A 16,492-nucleotide genomic window follows, 5' to 3' on the forward strand; every position below is an offset into this window, starting at 1 on the left:
CCGCCCGCTACCGCACGGTGAACGGGCGCGAGTTCCCCGAGTACGGGTGCACGCGCCCGTCCCAGCCGGACTTCCAGTTGCCCTCGTGCACCAGCCGGTAGGTGCCCGGCGGCGTGTCCGGCGGGATGGGCCAGTCGATGCGCACCTTCGAGCACGCGAGCGTGGGCACGCAGTACTCGCGCTGCCAGTGGTACAGCGCGCCGCCCTCCCCGTCGTGCGCCACGTCCCGCCACACGCCGTCCGCCTGCCTCCGCTGCACGCGCAGGTAGGTGCCGCCCAGCTTCAGGTCATTGCGCGGATGGCCGCCCCAGAAGGTGACGCTCGCGGTGTCGCCGCGCGCGTAGGACGCCTTCGCCTCCTCCGCCACGGCGCCGAAGTCCACCCACAGCAGCTTGTCGTCGAACACCACGCCGGGCTGCAGCCCCACCACCGCCTTGCGCAGGTCGCGCGGCGTGGGCCCGGGCGCCACGGGCGCCCCTTCGCGCAGGCGGGTCGCGAGCCCCGTGAAGGACTGCTGTAGCGCCGCCAGCGTCCACGGGCCGAAGTGCGTGGACGCGCCCTCGTAGTCCTGGCGCGCGTACTCCTCGCGCGTAGCCACGTAGCCCGAGTAGTCATTGGCCGGCCCCGCGATGACCACGTCCGTCACGCCCGCGCCCTGCAGCTGCGCGCGCACCGTGTCGCGCAGCCGCCGGCCCGCCATGGTGGTCATCTCGAAGGGCACCGCCACCAGGGCCAGCGGTCCCACCGTCACCAGCTGCAGCGGCAGCACCTCCGGCGACCACGGGTAGGGCTTCATCGCGCCCATCTCCAGGACGATGGGCTTCTCCCCCTGGCAGGGCGTGGTGACGGCGGCGCAGGTGAACTGGGTCCACACGTCGTGCACGGACTCGCACGTCGCCCCTTCCGAACCGAAGCCGGGCCCGTCCTCCGCGCCCGCGATCATGGACAGGCCGATGGCCGCGGGGCAGGTGCGGTGCGCGGTGCCATCCGCGAACGTGGGCGCGACGTCCACCGCGTCCATCTTCACGTAGGCGTGCCGGTAGTCCACGCCACCCATCACGGGCATCGCGGCGGTGGCCCACAGGTGCGCGGCGAAGTCGTACTGCTTCTTCGCGGAGAGGGCCGCGTCCTCGAAGTCGTTCGCGCCGCCGCCGTTGGTGCCGCCCAGGATGTTGGGCGTGACGTCGCCTTCATTCGAGTTGGCGAACGCCGCGACGAAGCTGTCCGGGCCTCCAGGCGTCAGCCCGCCCTGCCCCACCTCGAACGCGTGCGCCGCGAGCCCCTTGTTGTCGCCGCTGATGTAGTGGTTCGTGTTGCCGAAGGACGTGGCGTGCACCGCGAACCAGTTGACGAGCCCCAGCTCGCGCCCGTCCGCGCCCGTCATCCGCAGCAGCGTCATGCGGGTGTCCACGTTGTCGGGATAGCGGGCGCGCTCGGCCTCCGGGTTGCGCAGGTAGGCCTCCGGTGAGCGGTTGGCGCTGGCGCCGCGCAGGTCGCCCGAGGCCAGCCGCAGCGAGCCCTCGGCCAGCCGGGCGTTCGCGCGCAGGATGGAGTCCGTGATGCCGGAGACGATGGCCTCGAAGTTCTGGGGCACGAAGCCGAAGGTGGTCAGGTTGTAGAGCGTGTAGTGGCTGAAGCCGCCCGGCCCGGAGTGCGTGTGCGTGGCGCTGAGCAGCACGTTGTCGTCGGAGAACGTGTCCCCCAGCTTCGCGCGCAGCCGCTCCACCACCTGCTGCTTCACCGCCTGGAACACCATGCCCAGGTCCGCGCTGACAAAGGCCACGCGCCGGCCGTTGCACGGCGAGGCGATGACGAACGCGCGCGAGTACAGCCGCAGGTGGATGCCCTCCGTCTTCTGGCCCACCTGCGCGTAGCCCATCATCCCCACCTCCGCCGCGGGGCCGGTGATGTCCGAGCGCGCCGCGCCGATGAGGAAGTTCGCGGAGTTCGCGCACGCGTTCGCCGCGGGCCCGGCGGGCATTTCGGCCGCGTCCGCCGTGGGCAGCCTCGGGGAAGCCCCCGGCCCCAGCGCCAGCACGGTGCCCAGCAGCAGCCCGAGCACGGGGACAAGGCGAGCGTTCAGCGTGCGCATGGCGTCCTCCACGGCCTCCGGAAAGAATGGGGCCCGGCGGCAAGGCAACCCCAGGGTGTCGCCATCATTTCCGCGAGGGCAGCACACACCGGGGCAGGCCGTCCGGCGCTCCACACTCGAACATGGGGGCGCGGCGGCTTCAGTCCAGTTCGCGGCAGCACGAGGCGCCGGGCACGCTCGGCCCGCTACCCCTGGCGGACGCGGAATGCGGGCTTCGTCAGGCCGCGCGTGAAGGCCGCGAGGCGTGCAGGGTGACGCGGAAGGTGGCGCCGTGGCCCGGCGTGGACTCCGCCGCGATGCTGCCGCCCAGCGCGCGCACGATGGTGTCGCAGATGGACAGGCCCAGGCCGGTGCCCTGGCCCGGTGCCTTGGTGGTGAAGAAGGGGTCGAAGATGCGGCGCAGCAGCTCCGGCGCGATGCCCCGGCCCGTGTCGCGCACGTCCACCAGGATGCGGCCGTCGTCGTCCACGCGGGTGATGAGCCGGATCTCGTGCTCGTCCGTGAAGCCTTCCGGAATGGCGTGCGCGGCGTTGATGACCAGGTTGAGGAACACCTGGAACAGCTTGCCCTCGTTGGCGCGCACCGTCGGCACGGTGCCGTACTGCTTCACCAGCCGGGCGCGCGGGCGGATCTCACTCGCGGCCATCTGCGCCACGGAGTCGAGCACGCGGTGCACGTCCACCGCCTCCTCGTGCGCGTCGTCCACGCGGGAGAAGACCTTGAGCTGGCGGACGATCTGCCGCATCCGCTCGGAGCCCTCGCGCGCGTCGTCCAGCACCTGCTGGTACTCCAGCAGCTCCTCGGTGCCCAGGGGCCGGGGCATGGGGCCCAGCGCGCGGTGCAGGAACTCCAGGTTGGAGAGCACGTAGGACAGCGGGTTGTTCAGCTCGTGCGCGATGCCCGCGGCCAGCATGCCCATGGAGGCCAGGCGGTCCCCCAGCATGAGCTGCGCCTGCATGCGCTTGCGCTCGGTGAAGTCGCGCGCCACCGTCACGCGCGCGGGCACGCCGTCGAAGAGCACGCCCAGCGTCACCAGGTCCGCGCTCACCACCTGCCCGTCGCGGCGCACCAGGGGCACCTCGTGCGAGCGGGCCGCCAGCGCTCCGTCCTGCGCCTCCTCCAGGTGGCGGCGCGCCACCTCCTGGTCCTCGCGGCGCACCAGGCCCAGCAGGTGCCGGCCCAGCAGCTCCGCCGGGTCCTGGTAGCCCAGGTAGTTGGCCATGGCCGGGTTCACCGACAGGAGCATGCCGTCCGTCGTGTGCACCACCACGGGGTCCGGGAAGCCTTCGATGAGCAGGTGGAAGCCCGCCTCCGTGCGGCGCAGCGCCGTCTCCGTGCGCATGCGCAGCGCGTCCGTGGTGTGCTGCTCCAGCGCCAGCGACAGCGCGCCGGCCGCGCCGGAGAGCAGCTTCACCTCCACGTGCGACCAGGGCCGCGCGTCGTCGCAGTTGTCGAAGCCGATGAAGCCGAACGGCTCGCCGTGCACCACCAGGGGCAGCACCAGCAGCGAGCGGATGCCCTGCGCCACCAGCACCCGCGCGTTGTCCGCGCCGAAGTCCTCCGGCTTGCCCTGCACGGCCTCGCCCCGGTGCAGCTGCTCCAGCTGTTGCAGCACGAAGGCCTGATCCACCGGCCACGCCTGCGTGTCCGGGTTGTCCAGCTCGCGCGAGATGCCGGGCGCGCACCACTCCGCGCGCTGGGACTGGAGCATCCGGCCGGAGGCGTCGCGGTGGAACTCGAAGACGTAGGCGCGGCTGGCGCCCGCGACGCGGCCCAGCGGCTCCAGGATGGAGTTGTAGAGGTCCGCGGCGGCCTCCGGCGCGAGCAGCCGCCGCTGCACCTCCACCATCGCGCCCAGGTAGCGCTCACGCGTGGCGGCGGCCTCTTCCGCCAGCCTGCGCGGCGTGACGTCCACCAGCGTGCCCAGCACGCCGCCCAGGTGCTCCGGGTCACCCGTCGCGGACAGCTCCACCCAGCGCGGCTGGGGGCCGCCCGACGACAGCCGCAGCTCCAGCCGCGAGGGCACGTCCGTGCGCGCGCTCGCCGTGCGCAGCAGCGCGCGCGCCTGGTCGCGGTCCTCCGGGTGGAACAGCTCCACCAGGGCGCGGCCGGTCCACGCGTGCACGGGTGCGCCCACCAGGCGCTCCCAGGCGGGGCTCGCCAGGATGAGGCGGCCCGCGGCGTCCAGCTCGAAGAGCACCTCGCGAAGAAGGGAGCCCGCTCGCAGGAAGCGACGGGTGTCCACGAGGTCGCTCGCCACGGAGGACTGCCCCGGCGCGGCGACGTTTCCCGTCTCGCGTTGCTCCTGCGACACCGCGGCCTCCTTCAGCACGAATGAAACGGACTCAGCCATGAACGCGAGGATTCCCACCCGGTGCGTCCGGGGCCGGGTCCTCTCTCCGTCTCACCGCGGGCTGAAGCATAAGTCGGTCGAATGTTTCAAAGTCAATGGACCCACCGGGGACTCAAGGGTTTCCCTCGGAGTCAGGGGGCTCCCAGCCCCCGGGGATTCCGGAACGCGGGCGTTGACGCCGGTCTCCAAGCAGGCGGGCAGGCACTCCACCGACGATGGCCCACGGGGGCACGTCGCGGGTGACGACAGCGCCCATTCCAATCACCGCGTGGTCACCCACGGTGACGCCGTCGGTGATGCCCGCGTTGGCGCCCACCCAGACGTCCTGGCCGATCACGATGCCCTTCGACGTGACGGGCTGCTCCCGCACGGGGCGGTCCGGCGCCAGCCCGTGGTCGAAGGCGTAGAGCGTCGCGCCGGTGGCGATGCGGCTGCCCTCGCCGATGCGGATGCCGCACGCGCCGCCGTCCAGGCTGACGCGCGCGTTGAGGCTGACGCGCGGCCCCAGCACCACCGGCCCGTGCACGAAGGCATCCGCGCCAATGCTGCACCCCGGTCCAATGCGCACCGTGCGGCCGGGCTCCGCGAAGATGCGCGCCTCCGGAGCAATGAAACATCCTTCGGCGATTTCAACCGTCTCCAGCGCGCGCAGGCGGTCCTGCACCTCGCGCTGCCAGGCCTCGGCCCACTCGCGGTGGCGCGGCTTGAGACTGAAGTAGAGCCACGGCATCCACGACAGCCGCAGCTTGTGCTGTTCACGGCGTTGCGCTTCCAGGTCCACGCCGGATGACTACCACGGGCGCGGCGTCAGCCGGGCTGCCCTGACGGCGCCACCGTGAAGTGGCAGCGCTCGCGCTCGGCGGCCACGGCCTCCGCGTCCAGGGAGACGGGGGACAGGCGGCAGAGCATGTCGTCCGGCTCCCATGCGTAGGGCCGGCCGTCCAGGCGCACGCGCCCTTCGGCCACGGCGCGCGTGGCCTCCACCAGCGACAGCGTGGACAGGTCGCGCATCAGCGCCTCGAAGCGGCCCTGCCGCTCGGAGGTGGAGAAGTGGAAGCGGCCGCGCGCGACGACGGCCAGGTGGTACCACATGGGCCGGAAGGCCACGCCGGCCAGGCCCAGGCGCTGGGCCATGGTGAGCAGCAGCTCCGTCGTCTCGCGGGACAGGCCCAGGCCGGGCACCTCCTGGCCGGGCAGCTGCGGCCGCTTGTCGCTGAAGCGAGCGCGCGGGTGGCGCAGGGACAGCCAGTTGGCGAAGAGGAACGTCTCCCCGTGGAGGACCTTCTTCTCCAGCACGGAGTCCGACAGCAGGTGCTCGCGGCCGCCCGCGTGGCCCAGCACCATGATGCGGTCGCCGGTGCCGCCGGTGGAGGCCACCTGCACGCGCAGGCGGCTGTAGCCCAGGCGCTCCACGTACGACAGCATGCCGTAGCGGAAGAGGGCGTACTCGATGCCCTGCGCCGTGTAGTGGCCCAGCACGCGCGGCTGCACCTCCGGCCCCAGCCGCAGCGGGCCCTCCAGGTCCTCCAGCGAGAAGGGCGCCCACTCCGGCGTCTTGCCCGCGGTGTCCGCCTTCTTCTCCGGATCCAGCAGGTGCGCGATGCGCTGGAAGCGCGCGCTCAGCGGGTCGTAGCGCGCGGTGATGCGCTGGTGGCCCAGGCCCGCGAGCACCAGCACGGTGCCCGCGAACAGCTTCCACGACTCCGGGTGGTAGCCGCCGCCGGGCAGCCACACGCTGGCCTTGCCGCGCAGCGCGCCCGCGATGGCCACGTCGCGCTTGCGCGCGCCTTGAAGCGTGATGCCCACGCGCCCGAAGCGGTCCCCGGACAGCACGTCCCCGCCCGCGATGATGAAGGTGATGTCCGACGGCGGCATGCGCGCCAGCAGGTCCTTCACCTTCTGCACGTAGGTGACGTCGTCGCAGCCGTCGGGCACGCGCGTCTCGTCCACGCCGGGGGGCAGCAGGCCCCAGTCACTGCCGGACACGGAGCCGATCCACACCTTCGGATGGCCCGCGAGGCACGCGGCGGTGCCGTCCGGCGGGTGCGCGTCCAGGTCCAGCACGGCCACGGAGCCGTCGAAGCCGGAGGCGCGCAGGTCCGCCACGGCCACGGCGATGTCGTTGACGGTGCAGAAGCCGCCGCCCTTGTCCGGGCGCGCGTGGTGGAAGCCGCCCGCCATGTTGACCACGGGCCCCTGCCGCGCGAGCGCCAGCCGGGCCGCGCCCAGCGTCCCGCCACACACGAGCCGCACGCTGTCCAGGAGCGCGTCCACGGGGACCTCGGACGGGTCGGTGGCGTAGATGCGCGCGAGCGTCTCCGGGTCGGAGAGGGACTCCAGGTAGCGGGCGTCGTGCACGCGCGCGAGCTGCGCGTAGGAGACGGGCACGGGGTGGCGCACGTCCGCGGCGCGCACCACGCCGGACTCCAGCAGGTACCAGGTGGTGAAGTCGGTGCCGCGCGGCTCGATGCCCACGGAGGACTCGATGCCGGAGAGCGGCAGGCGGTAGGCCTCGTCGTAGAAGACGTGCACCCGGCCGCGTCCCAGCCCCAGCCGCCACAGCCACGCCTGGATCATCCGCGCCTCGCGGGCGGCTGGGGACGGCGGGCGTTCACGGGGGCGCGGGACATGGTGGAGGTGCAGACCCCTTCATCCTGCGTAGGGGGCGTGAGCGCAAGGCTCATTCCACGGGGCGCTGGGCCTCCTCGCGCAGGGCGGGGCTGCGGCGGCGCACGGTGCGGGCGGCGACGGTGACGAAGAGGGCCCACGCGAGCCCGGCCACCCAGCCGCCGAGCACGTCCGAGGGGTAGTGCACGCCCAGGTACACGCGGGTGCAGCCCACGAGCACGGACAGAATCAGGGCCACGGTGAGGAGGTACACCTTCACGCGGCGGTGCTCGGCGAACTGGGCCAGCAGCGCGCCCAGCGTGAGGTAGGTGATGGCGGACAGCATCGCGTGGCCGCTGGGGAAGCTGGTGGACATGGTCTCGGTGAGGTGGGGCACCACCGAGGGGCGCGGGCGGTGGAACAGGTTCTTGAGCAGCGCGTTGAGGATCCACCCGCCGACGATGGAGGCCAGGACGAACAGGCTGGTGCGGTAGCGGCGGGCCACGACCAGGAAGCCGCACACGGCCGCGGTGAGCAGCGACAGCACGGGGAAGCCGCCCAGCGACGTCACGTCGCGAGCGGTCTCCGCCAGCCACCACGGCCCGCGAGGCAGCGCGGGGTCCTCCTCACGGCGCAGGGAGCGCACGATGCGCTCGTCGATGTCCTGCGTGTCGCCCTCATGCACCTCGTCCGACAGGACGACGAAGCCCAGGACGCACGCGACCACCAGCAACAGCAACCCCAGGGGCCGCGTCACCATCGCATCCCAACCCGACAACCACCGCCAAGGCCCTCGTGACATGGCCGTGACTTAAGGCAGCGGGTGCGGGCTGGCCACGGGCTTTTCGCCGCGAGTGTCCGGCAGGCTCCAGGTGCGCTCAGGGATGTTCGACGGACAGGCCCAGGGCTTCCGCGCCCGCGGCCTTCGCGCCGTCGAGGGCGCGGATGAGCTGTGCATATGGGGCGCGGGCGTCCGGCTGGAAGAACAGGCCGCGCTGTCCCTGGGGACGGGCCTCCAGGAAGGCCTTCAGGCGCGCGACATACTCCGCCTCGCTCACGGGCTGGCCCTCCAGCAGGAGCGTGCCGTCCGCGGTGAGGCGCACGAGGCCGGGGGCCAGCTCCTTCGTGGCCGGGGCTTCGGCGGTCGCGGGCTCCTGGGAGGGGAGCTGGAGGGCGAACTCGCCGCGCATGAGTGGGGTGACGACCATGAAGATGATCAGCAGCACGAGCACCACGTCCACGAGCGGCGTGACGTTGATGTCCGACTGGAGTCCGGACTGGGGCTTCACGATGGAGCGTCTGGAGCGCATGGTGGGTTCTCCCTTCAGTTCTTCTTCATGGAGACGCCGAGGGACACCTTGCGAGCGCCGGCATCGCGCGACTGCTGGAGGACGCCGAGCACGTCGCCGCAGGTCAGCGCCTCATCCGCCTTGAGCAGCAGCTTGCGTTCGGGCTGGGCGCGCAGCTCCTGCTGGACGCGTTCCTGGAAGGAGGCCGCGTCCGGGAAGGCGTCGGTGTCGACGAACAGCGCCTTGTCGGCGGTGAGGGAGAACACGAGCGGCTCGGGCTTGTCGCGATGTTCTCCTTCAGCGGCGGTGGGCAGGGTGACGTCCTTGCCCTGCTGGGTCATCGGGGTGACGACCATGAAGATGATGAGCAGCACCAGCACCACGTCCACGAGCGGCGTGACGTTGATGTCTGCCTTCACTCCGCCCCTGCTTCCCACGGCCATTCCCATGCAAGACCTCCGCGAGTCCGACGCCATGGGACCACGGCTCCGGGGAGCCGTTGGCCGTGGGCACCCGGTGGTTCGGTCATGGTTCGGTCACGGGCGCCGCGTTCGTCAGACGTCCTGATAGGCGTAGGGCACGTCGGGGAAGTGGGGCCTCGCCTGGCCTTCAATGAATACGTCTGGACCGACCATGCGTGCCGCACCGACGGTGTTGAGAACGAAGCCAGGGCCCGTGGGGACGCCGTCGTCGAACCAGTGCAGCAGCAACTCGTGAGCGAAGAAGTCGAGGACAGGTGGGGCCGTCAACGGATCCGCAAGCGCGCGTGCCGGCTCGGGCCAGTCCAGGGCACGCAATGCCTGATCCAATGGATCCTCTGGCGCCGGAAAGCGCTGATGGTCCTCAACCAGGCCGGCCCAATGCTGCTCGAGCAGCGCCACGGCGTAGGCGCCAGGCAGAATGACTTCATAGCGAACCTCAACGATGCCGGGTGTCCTCCAGTGCTGGCTGAAGTTCAGGGTGCGAACGCGCAATGCGTCGACCCCCACAGGGCGTCCCTCCACGATGTAGCTCGACTTGTGGTGCACCCCGGAGAAGCGGGGCCGCCACTCGTTCTGGTAGGCCATGGATCCTCCTGCCGTACGATACGGGAGTGGGATGGCCGACTGCTGAAGCGGCGTACGCCCCTGGACGCTCTGCCCCGGGAGGCATTGTCAGGGGTGCGTGGCCTGTTATCACCCGGAGTCGTTCGCCCCGGGAGGCACCCGCACATGGCCATCGCCACCATCAGCCCCACCACCGGCAAGACGCTGCGCACCTTCGACGTGCTGTCGTCCCAGGAGCTGGAGCGCAAGCTGCAACGGGCCGCGGACACGTTCCGCTCCTACCGCGAGACGTCCTTCGCCGACCGCGCCCGCTGGATGCGCCGCGCCGCTGAAATCCTCGAGGTCGAGGCCGACCGCTTCGGCCGCATGATGACGGAGGAGATGGGCAAGCCCCTGGAGGCAGCCAAGGCGGAGTCCATCAAGAGCGCCACCGCGTGCCGCTACTACGTCACCCGCGCGGAGAAGCTCCTGCGCGACACGCCCATCGACGTGGATGGCGACACCGCCTTCGTGCGCTACCAGCCGCTGGGGCCCGTGCTGGCCATCATGCCGTGGAACTTCCCCTTCTGGCAGGTCGTGCGCTTCGCCGCCCCCGCCCTCATGGCCGGCAACGTGGGCCTGCTCAAGCACGCCAGCAACGTGCCCCAGTGCGCCCTCGCACTCGAAGAGATCTTCCGCACCGCCGGCTTCCCCGAGGGCGCCTTCCAGTCCCTGTTCATCGAGACGTCGGAGGTGAACCGCGTCATCGAGGATCCGCGCGTGAAGGCCGTCACCCTCACCGGCAGCGAGGGCGCGGGCCGCGCGGTCGGCGCCGCCGCGGGCCGGGCCATCAAGAAGGTCGTCCTGGAGCTGGGCGGCAGCGACCCGTTCATCGTCATGCCCAGCGCGGACCTGGACAAGGCCGTGCACACCGCCGTCTCCGCGCGCCTCATCAACAACGGCCAGTCCTGCATCGCCGCCAAGCGCTTCATCGTCGCGGATCCCATCGCGCAGGAGTTCGAGCGCCGCTTCGTGGAGCGCATGAAGACCATGGTGGTCGGCGACCCCATGGACCCGAAGACGGACGTCGGTCCGCTCGCCACGCCCGGCATCCTGGAAGGGCTGCACGCGCAGGTGCAGGAGAGCGTGAAGGCCGGCACCCGGCTGCTGCTGGGCGGCAAGCCCCAGGGCGGCCCCGGCAACTTCTACCCGCCCACCGTCCTGGCGGATCCGCCGCCCAAGGCACCCGCGTTCCACGACGAGCTCTTCGGCCCCGTGGCCACGCTGCTGCGCGCCCGCGACCTGGAGCACGCCATCGAGCTGGCCAACGCGACGCCCTTCGGCCTGGGCGCCAGCGTGTGGACGCAGGACGCGAACGAGCAGCGCCGGTTCATCGACGGCATCGACGCCGGCATGGTGTTCGTCAACGCGCTCGTCGCGTCCGACGCGCGCCTGCCCTTCGGCGGCGTGAAGCACTCCGGCCACGGCCGCGAGCTGGCCGACCTGGGCATCCGCGAGTTCGTCAACGCGAAGACCGTGCGCATCACCAGCGCGTCCGGCGCACCGCCGCCGTCCAAGCACGCGGGCGAGTAACGCGGCTTCAGCGCGTGCGCACCCGGCCGTCCATGGGCGCGCCATGCACCTCTTCCAGCGCGGACGTGACGGCGTCCACCTCCGCGCCCAGTTGCTCCACGCTGTGGCGCAGGCCCGCGCCCGCCACGTCCGCGTCCGCCGCGTCCGCCGAGCGCACCCGAAGCACCTGCGCGTAGAGGTTCTCCAGCGTGTACGCCAGCCGCGTGAACTCGGCCTCCAGCCGGTCCGCGGCCCGGGTCAGCTCCGCGCGCTGGCGCACCTGTTCATCCAGCACCTGCAACGCCGCGCGCAGCCGGTCGCGCACCACCGCGTCCTCTTCCGAGGCCCAGCGCGTCTCCAGCTTCTTGCGCTCGTCCGCCAACCGCTGCACGTCCTCCGGCGGCGCCACCGTGCGCAGCTCGCGCTCGCGGCGGACCAATTCATGGCAGCTCTTGCGCAGGTCCTGCACGGTGCGCTCCGGAGAGCGCACCATCTCCTGCAACACGCCCTTGCCCGCGCGCAGCTCCGCGAGCAGCTTCTCGCAGACGGCGTCCACGCGCGTCAGGCGCGGATCCGCGGGAGCCTCCGGCACCTTCTCCCGCGGCAGCACCGGCGCGGGCGGCTCCTCCACGCGCGTGAGCAGCGGGTTGTTGGCCGGGCGCAGGTGCTTCGCCGCGCCCTTGAAGAACCCGAGCGCCACGAACACGAGCCACCAGTACTGCTGCGGCAGCCGCAGCACCGTGACGATGCACGCGAACGCGACGATGAGCATCCCCACGCCCACCACCGGGTTGCGCGAGGCCTCCTCCCGCGCCGCCCGCTCCGCGCGCTTGGCGTCCCGGTGCGCCTGCTGCTGGGCGATGTACGCGTCGCGCTTGGCCTGCCGCTCCGCGCGGCGCAGGGCGTCCTTGGACTCACGCTCCCACTGCTTCTCCCACCGCTGGCGCTCCCGCTCCGCGCCGCGCTCCCACTCCCGCTCCCAGCGGTCGCGCTCCTTCTCGGTGGGCAGGCGGCCCATGCGGCGCACCCACCCCTCCAGGGCCGCGTCCTTGCGCGCCCGGCCCTCCTCGATGGCCAGCTCCAGCCGTCGCAGGCGCTCGGCCGCGTCGTGGGGGGGCGAGGAGGCAGGCGGCGCTTCGCGATCTCGGGGCACGGGGTGACGCTAACAACTTCTCCCCCCCTTGGGGACTGTCGCACGCGGCCCCATAAGCCCAGGTGTTGAGCCATTGGCGCGCGGCGGCCAGGCGGACGCAGGGGCGCGGTGGTCCCCCGGGAAGGGATGCGGTAGTGGGAGGGCACGATGACCCTTCCCACCGCCGCCACCCGCCGCTTCCAGTGGTTCAGCCAGGGCGTGCTCCTCTACACCCTGGGCGTCATCCTCTGGGGCGCGTTCGTGCGGGCCACCGGCTCCGGCGCGGGCTGCGGCGACCACTGGCCCGTCTGCAACGGCGAGGTGGTGCCCCGCGCGCCCTCCCTCCAGACCCTCATCGAGTACACGCACCGGCTCACCAGCGGCCTGGCCACGGTGCTGGCCGTCGCGCTCTACGTGTGGGGCCGGCGCGAGTTCCCCAAGGGCCACCCGGGCCGCCGCGCGGCGTTCTGGGCGCTGGTGTTCATGCTCACGGAAGGCCTGGTGGGCGCGGGCATCGTGCTGCTCAAGTACGTGGCGCAGGACGCGCGCCTGGGCCGCGCGGTGTGGATGGGCGTGCACCTGACCAACACCTTCCTCCTGGTGGGCGCGCAGACCCTGGTGGTGTGGGCGTCCAGGGGCCGCGCGCGCATGGTGCTGCGGGGCCAGGGCTCGGCGGGCGCGGTGCTGGGCGCGAGCATCCTCGGCATGCTGGTGCTGGGCGTCAGCGGCGCGGTGGCCGCGCTGGGCGACACGCTGTTCCCCGCCACCAGCCTCGCGCACGGCTTCGAGCAGGACCTGTCGGAGGCGGCGCACGTGCTGCTGCGGCTGCGCGTGTTCCACCCCATCATCGCGGTGGGCATGGGCGCGCTGCTGGTGTTCGGCGGCCGCTGGGTGGCGCGGGTGCGGCCCTCGCCGGACGTGCGGCGCGCTTCCACGCTGCTCACCGCCGTGTACGTCGCGCAGCTGGGCGCGGGCGTCGTGAACCTGGTGCTGCTGGCGCCGGTGGCGATGCAGTTGGTGCACCTGCTGCTCGCGGACTGCGTGTGGATGTGCGTGGTGCGGCTGTGCGCGGCGGGGCTCGCGGAGGACGCGCCGCGCCTGGAGCCCTCGGCCGATCCTGCGTCCCGCGTGGAGCCGGTGTAGCGCGGTTTCAGCCGCGCAGGCCCCGGGGCACCAGCACGCGGGCCACTGCTTCGAAGAGGCCGCTGACGGCGAGCGCGAGCACCGCCGCGGGCACCGCGCCCTCCAGGATGAGCCCCACGTCGTCCAGGCGGATGCCGGTGAGGATGGGCTGGCCGTAGCCGCCCGCGCCCACCAGCGCGCCCAGCGTGGCCGTCCCCACGTTGATGACCGCCGCCGTCTGGATGCCCGCGAGGATGGACGCCGCCGCCATGGGCAGCTCGACGCGCCACAGCCTCGCGCCGGACGGCAGGCCCAGCGCCTCCGCGGACTCGCGCACCTCCCACGGGATGCCCTGGAGCCCCGCCGCCGTGTTCCGCACGATGGGCAGCAGGCTGTAGAGGAACAGCGCCGCGATGGCCGGCTTCGAGCCGATGCCCAAGAGCGGAATCATGAACACCAGCAGCGCCAGCGACGGCACCGTCTGGATGACGCTGGAGAGCCCCAGCACGCCCTGCCCCAGGCGCGGACGGCGCGCGGCCACCACGCCCAGCGGGATGGCCAGCGCGATGGCCGCCAGCAGCGACAGCCCCACGAGGAACAGGTGCTCGCGCGTGCGCTGCCAGACGCGGGACGCCCGCCCGTCCGTGCGCACCTCCGCCGTCAGCCCCAGCGACGCCTGGAGGAAGTCCGCGGCCACCTGCGCCTCCGGCACGTGCTCCAGCCGCGCGCGGGCGTTGAGCTGGACCATCTTCGCCTCCGACAGCGAGCCCTCCAGCCGGCCCAGCGCCCGGACCACTTCGGGCGTGCGCGTCTCCAGGTCCGCGCGGTAGAGGAGCACGGCGTCGTACGCGGGGAAGTGGTGCCGGTCGTCCTCCAGCACGCGCAAGCCATAGGCGGCCACTTCCGCGTCCGTGGAGTACAGGTCCGTGAGCTGGATGGCGCCGCTCTCCATGCCCCGGTACGCCAGGTCGTGGTCCAGGCCGCGCACGTCGCGCTGGGGCAGGCCGTATGCGTCGCGCAGCGCGGGCCAGCCGTCGCCCCGCTGCATGAACTCGTTGCTGAAGCCCACGCGCAGCTCCGGGTGGGCCGTCAGGTCGGAGATGCGCCGGATGCCCAGCCGCTGGGCCTCCGCTTCCTTCATGCCCAGCGCGTACGTGTTGTTGAAACCCAATGGCGCGCTCATCCGCAGGCCCTCGCCCGCGAGCGCCTTCATCAACGCCACGTCGTCCGGCAGCGCGCGCCCCACGAGCAGCTCCTGGCGCAGCGTCCCGGTGTACTCGGGGTAGACGTCCAGCTCGCCCCGGCGCAACGCTTCCCAGAGCACCGTGGTGCCGCCCAGCTCGCGCCGGTGCGAGGCCCGCGCGCCGGCGTCCTTCGCCACCTGCGCCACCATCTCCCCGAGGATGACGGACTCGGTGAACTTCTTGGACCCCACGCGCACCTGGGGGCCCCCGCCGTCGGTGCGCGTGCACGCGACGCCGGACAGCAGCAGACACACCAGCGCCAGCGCGCGCATCACCCGGACCTCCGCAGGGGCAGCGGGCGCTGGGCCTGGATGAACCGCGTGACGAACGGCTCCGAGGGCCGCGTCTCCAGTGCGTCCAGCGTGCCCTCCTGCACCACCTGGCCCTCGCGCATCAGCACGATGCCGTCGCCCAGGAAGGCGGCCTCCGCCAGGTCGTGGGTGACGAGCACCACCGTCTTGCCCAGGCGCTCGAAGATGCCGCGCAGGTCCGTCTGGAGGTCGTGGCGCACCAGCGGATCCAACGCGCCCAGCGGTTCGTCCAGGAGCAGCACGTCCGGGTCCAGCATCAACGCGCGCATCAGCGCCACGCGCTGCCGCTGGCCTCCGGAGAGCTCGCCGGGAAAGCGCTCCAGCGCGTCCGCCGGCAATCGCGTCAGGTCCATCAACTGCGCCAGCCGCTCGCGGATCCGCGCCTCCGGCCAGCGCAGGTGCCGCGCCATCAGCGTGACGTTCCGCGCGCCGGTGAGGTGCGGGAACAGGCCTCCGCCCTGGAGCGCGTAGCCCACGCGGCGGCGCACGGCGAGCAGCGCGTCCGCGTCCCGTGGCAGGGGCTGTCCGTCGAAGAGCACGCGCCCCGTGTCGGGACGGAGCAGGCCGTTGAGCAGCCGCAGCAGCGTGGACTTCCCGCAGCCGCTGGGGCCGATGAGCACCGTGGTGGCGCCCTTTGGCAGCGTCAGGCTCAGCGGGTGCAGGGCCTGCGCGGCACCGAAGCGCTTGGAGACTTCTTCCAGGAGGAACACGGACGCCACGTCCCTTCAGCGCGGAGCGAACACGCCGTTGCAGGCGGTCGGCAGGGGGAAGGAAGCGCTCGCCGGAAGGCTGCACGCCGCGAACAGGCCCCAGCCGCTCCGGTCCACGCCGCCGGCCCAGACCTGGACGTCGCCCCCCGGACCGGGCGCGGTGAAGTGGAGGCAGCGCGTGGCCAGGCCCTCCACGTAGCAGTCGCGCACCTCCACCGGACCGGCGCCCGGGAGCGCGTCACGCAGCTCCTCCACGCTCCGGTCGCGCCACCGCTCCACCTGGGCCGCGCTCGGATGTGCCGGGAAGAAGACGCTCCAGGAGAAGGTGGACGCGGCACAGCGGATCCTCCCCGCGCGCGTCGTCGAGTCCGCGAGCTCGCAGCCCTCCGGCAGATACAGCAACCGCCACGGCAGGCGCGGCGGCGTGATGAGCGACGAGGGCGCCAGCACGTCGCCTTCCGGGTTGCCCCGCGTGGCCAGGTACGCGAACAGCTCCAGGCACCGGCCCAGCCCCGAGCGGACGGGCTCGCGCGCCACGCAGCCCAGCTGCCGCACGTGGCCCGCGGAGGGCGTCACCGCCGCGACGTATCCGCCCACGGGGCATGGCCCTTCGCCCTTCGCACCGGCGCACTGCTCGAAGCGCAGGGACGGGTGCGGATGTCCCGCGAGCGGCAGCTCTCCCCGGACCTCCGTGAGCACCGGGCCCAGGCGCGCATGGACGCGGGCGCGTCCCGACTCCACCGCCTGCGCCTCGCTCAGCCCGGGCTGTTCATGCAGCCACACGGAGAGCGCGCCGCAGCGGTACGTGCGCGACGTGGCGCTGTCCGGGACGGGGACGCAGCCCTCGAAGAGGGAACGCGCGTCGTCGACGAAGGGGCCCGCGGGTGTCGCTCCCACGGGCGGGACGGCGGGGACCACCGGCATGGACGCCTGACACGCGCCCAGCAGCCCCGCGAGCATCCCCCCCACCGCCGACAGTGCCGTGCGCATTCGCGAGGGATTAGGCGCCGGACCCGGCCGAGTCAACCGGCCCGT

14 protein-coding genes are annotated in these 16,492 nt (G+C 72.5%); 2 read left to right on the plus strand and 12 right to left on the minus strand.

Annotation, left to right across the window (positions count from 1 at the left end; translation table 11 throughout):
- Positions 1–7: 7 nt before the first annotated feature.
- From JYK02_RS19255 to JYK02_RS19290, 8 genes are all read right to left on the minus strand, one after another.
- The gene (locus JYK02_RS19255) at positions 8–2,092 is read right to left on the minus strand and encodes a neutral/alkaline ceramidase (RefSeq protein ID WP_207053001.1); all 2,085 of its coding nucleotides are present in this window, start codon (positions 2,090–2,092) and stop codon (positions 8–10) included.
- A 217-nt stretch (positions 2,093–2,309) separates the two neighbouring features.
- Complete coding sequence (locus tag JYK02_RS19260) at positions 2,310–4,445, minus strand: ATP-binding protein (RefSeq protein WP_242588810.1); 2,136 nt, start codon at positions 4,443–4,445, stop codon at positions 2,310–2,312.
- A 112-nt stretch (positions 4,446–4,557) separates the two neighbouring features.
- On the minus strand, positions 4,558–5,226 hold the full coding sequence (locus JYK02_RS19265) for a DapH/DapD/GlmU-related protein (protein WP_207053002.1): 669 nt from the start codon (positions 5,224–5,226) through the stop codon (positions 4,558–4,560).
- Positions 5,227–5,252: 26 nt separating this feature from the next.
- Entirely contained in the window at positions 5,253–7,022 is a 1,770-nt protein-coding gene (locus tag JYK02_RS19270; RefSeq protein WP_207053003.1) for a histone deacetylase family protein, read from the minus strand.
- A 103-nt stretch (positions 7,023–7,125) separates the two neighbouring features.
- On the minus strand, positions 7,126–7,854 hold the full coding sequence (locus JYK02_RS19275) for a phosphatase PAP2 family protein (protein ID WP_207053004.1): 729 nt from the start codon (positions 7,852–7,854) through the stop codon (positions 7,126–7,128).
- 76 nt (positions 7,855–7,930) lie between these two features.
- The gene (locus JYK02_RS19280; RefSeq protein ID WP_207053005.1) at positions 7,931–8,362 is read right to left on the minus strand and encodes an ExbD/TolR family protein; all 432 of its coding nucleotides are present in this window, start codon (positions 8,360–8,362) and stop codon (positions 7,931–7,933) included.
- A gap of 14 nt (positions 8,363–8,376) precedes the next feature.
- Entirely contained in the window at positions 8,377–8,790 is a 414-nt protein-coding gene (locus JYK02_RS19285; RefSeq protein ID WP_207053006.1) for an ExbD/TolR family protein, read from the minus strand.
- 105 nt (positions 8,791–8,895) lie between these two features.
- Positions 8,896–9,408 carry a hypothetical protein gene (locus tag JYK02_RS19290; RefSeq protein WP_207053008.1) on the minus strand — a complete coding sequence of 171 codons (513 nt, stop codon included), beginning with the start codon at positions 9,406–9,408 and terminating at the stop codon, positions 8,896–8,898.
- Between the two features lie 144 nt (positions 9,409–9,552).
- On the opposite strand from JYK02_RS19290, the gene JYK02_RS19295 reads away from it, so the two are divergent.
- Positions 9,553–10,959 (plus strand): NAD-dependent succinate-semialdehyde dehydrogenase, encoded by a 1,407-nt coding sequence (locus tag JYK02_RS19295; RefSeq protein WP_207053009.1) that lies wholly within the window; start codon positions 9,553–9,555, stop codon positions 10,957–10,959.
- Between the two features lie 7 nt (positions 10,960–10,966).
- Here the strand turns inward: JYK02_RS19295 and JYK02_RS19300 are convergent, their stop codons facing one another.
- On the minus strand, positions 10,967–12,091 hold the full coding sequence (locus JYK02_RS19300) for a hypothetical protein (RefSeq protein ID WP_207053010.1): 1,125 nt from the start codon (positions 12,089–12,091) through the stop codon (positions 10,967–10,969).
- A 147-nt stretch (positions 12,092–12,238) separates the two neighbouring features.
- Here JYK02_RS19300 and JYK02_RS19305 point away from each other — a divergent pair, with 147 nt between their 5' ends.
- Positions 12,239–13,213 (plus strand): COX15/CtaA family protein, encoded by a 975-nt coding sequence (locus tag JYK02_RS19305; RefSeq protein ID WP_207053011.1) that lies wholly within the window; start codon positions 12,239–12,241, stop codon positions 13,211–13,213.
- Positions 13,214–13,220: 7 nt separating this feature from the next.
- Here JYK02_RS19305 and JYK02_RS19310 read toward each other — a convergent pair whose 3' ends face one another.
- From JYK02_RS19310 to JYK02_RS19320, 3 genes are read right to left on the minus strand one after another with little or no spacing between them, the layout of a single operon-like run.
- Entirely contained in the window at positions 13,221–14,708 is a 1,488-nt protein-coding gene (locus JYK02_RS19310; protein WP_207053012.1) for a glycine betaine ABC transporter substrate-binding protein, read from the minus strand.
- A complete protein-coding gene (locus tag JYK02_RS19315; protein WP_207055205.1) occupies positions 14,708–15,457 on the minus strand; it encodes an ATP-binding cassette domain-containing protein in 750 nt (249 codons plus the stop codon). Before JYK02_RS19315 ends, JYK02_RS19310 begins: the two co-directional genes overlap by 1 nt.
- 15 nt (positions 15,458–15,472) lie before the next feature.
- The gene (locus JYK02_RS19320; RefSeq protein ID WP_207053013.1) at positions 15,473–16,447 is read right to left on the minus strand and encodes a hypothetical protein; all 975 of its coding nucleotides are present in this window, start codon (positions 16,445–16,447) and stop codon (positions 15,473–15,475) included.
- Between the last annotated feature and the right edge of the window lie 45 nt (positions 16,448–16,492).

This window comes from Corallococcus macrosporus (genome assembly GCF_017302985.1).
GTDB classification, from domain to species: domain Bacteria; phylum Myxococcota; class Myxococcia; order Myxococcales; family Myxococcaceae; genus Corallococcus; species Corallococcus macrosporus_A.

Bases quoted from the DNA above. Each gene is read 5' to 3' on its own strand.
- JYK02_RS19295 (WP_207053009.1), top strand. From the start codon at position 9,553: ATGGCCATCGCCACCATCAGCCCCACCACCGGCAAGACGCTGCGCACC.
- JYK02_RS19290 (WP_207053008.1), bottom strand. From the start codon at position 9,408: ATGGCCTACCAGAACGAGTGGCGGCCCCGCTTCTCCGGGGTGCACCAC.
- JYK02_RS19280 (WP_207053005.1), bottom strand. From the start codon at position 8,362: ATGCGCTCCAGACGCTCCATCGTGAAGCCCCAGTCCGGACTCCAGTCG.
- JYK02_RS19285 (WP_207053006.1), bottom strand. From the start codon at position 8,790: ATGGGAATGGCCGTGGGAAGCAGGGGCGGAGTGAAGGCAGACATCAAC.
- JYK02_RS19275 (WP_207053004.1), bottom strand. From the start codon at position 7,854: ATGTCACGAGGGCCTTGGCGGTGGTTGTCGGGTTGGGATGCGATGGTG.
- JYK02_RS19260 (WP_242588810.1), bottom strand. From the start codon at position 4,445: ATGGCTGAGTCCGTTTCATTCGTGCTGAAGGAGGCCGCGGTGTCGCAG.
- JYK02_RS19320 (WP_207053013.1), bottom strand. From the start codon at position 16,447: ATGCGCACGGCACTGTCGGCGGTGGGGGGGATGCTCGCGGGGCTGCTG.
- JYK02_RS19305 (WP_207053011.1), top strand. From the start codon at position 12,239: ATGACCCTTCCCACCGCCGCCACCCGCCGCTTCCAGTGGTTCAGCCAG.
- JYK02_RS19310 (WP_207053012.1), bottom strand. From the start codon at position 14,708: ATGCGCGCGCTGGCGCTGGTGTGTCTGCTGCTGTCCGGCGTCGCGTGC.
- JYK02_RS19255 (WP_207053001.1), bottom strand. From the start codon at position 2,092: ATGCGCACGCTGAACGCTCGCCTTGTCCCCGTGCTCGGGCTGCTGCTG.
- JYK02_RS19270 (WP_207053003.1), bottom strand. From the start codon at position 7,022: ATGATCCAGGCGTGGCTGTGGCGGCTGGGGCTGGGACGCGGCCGGGTG.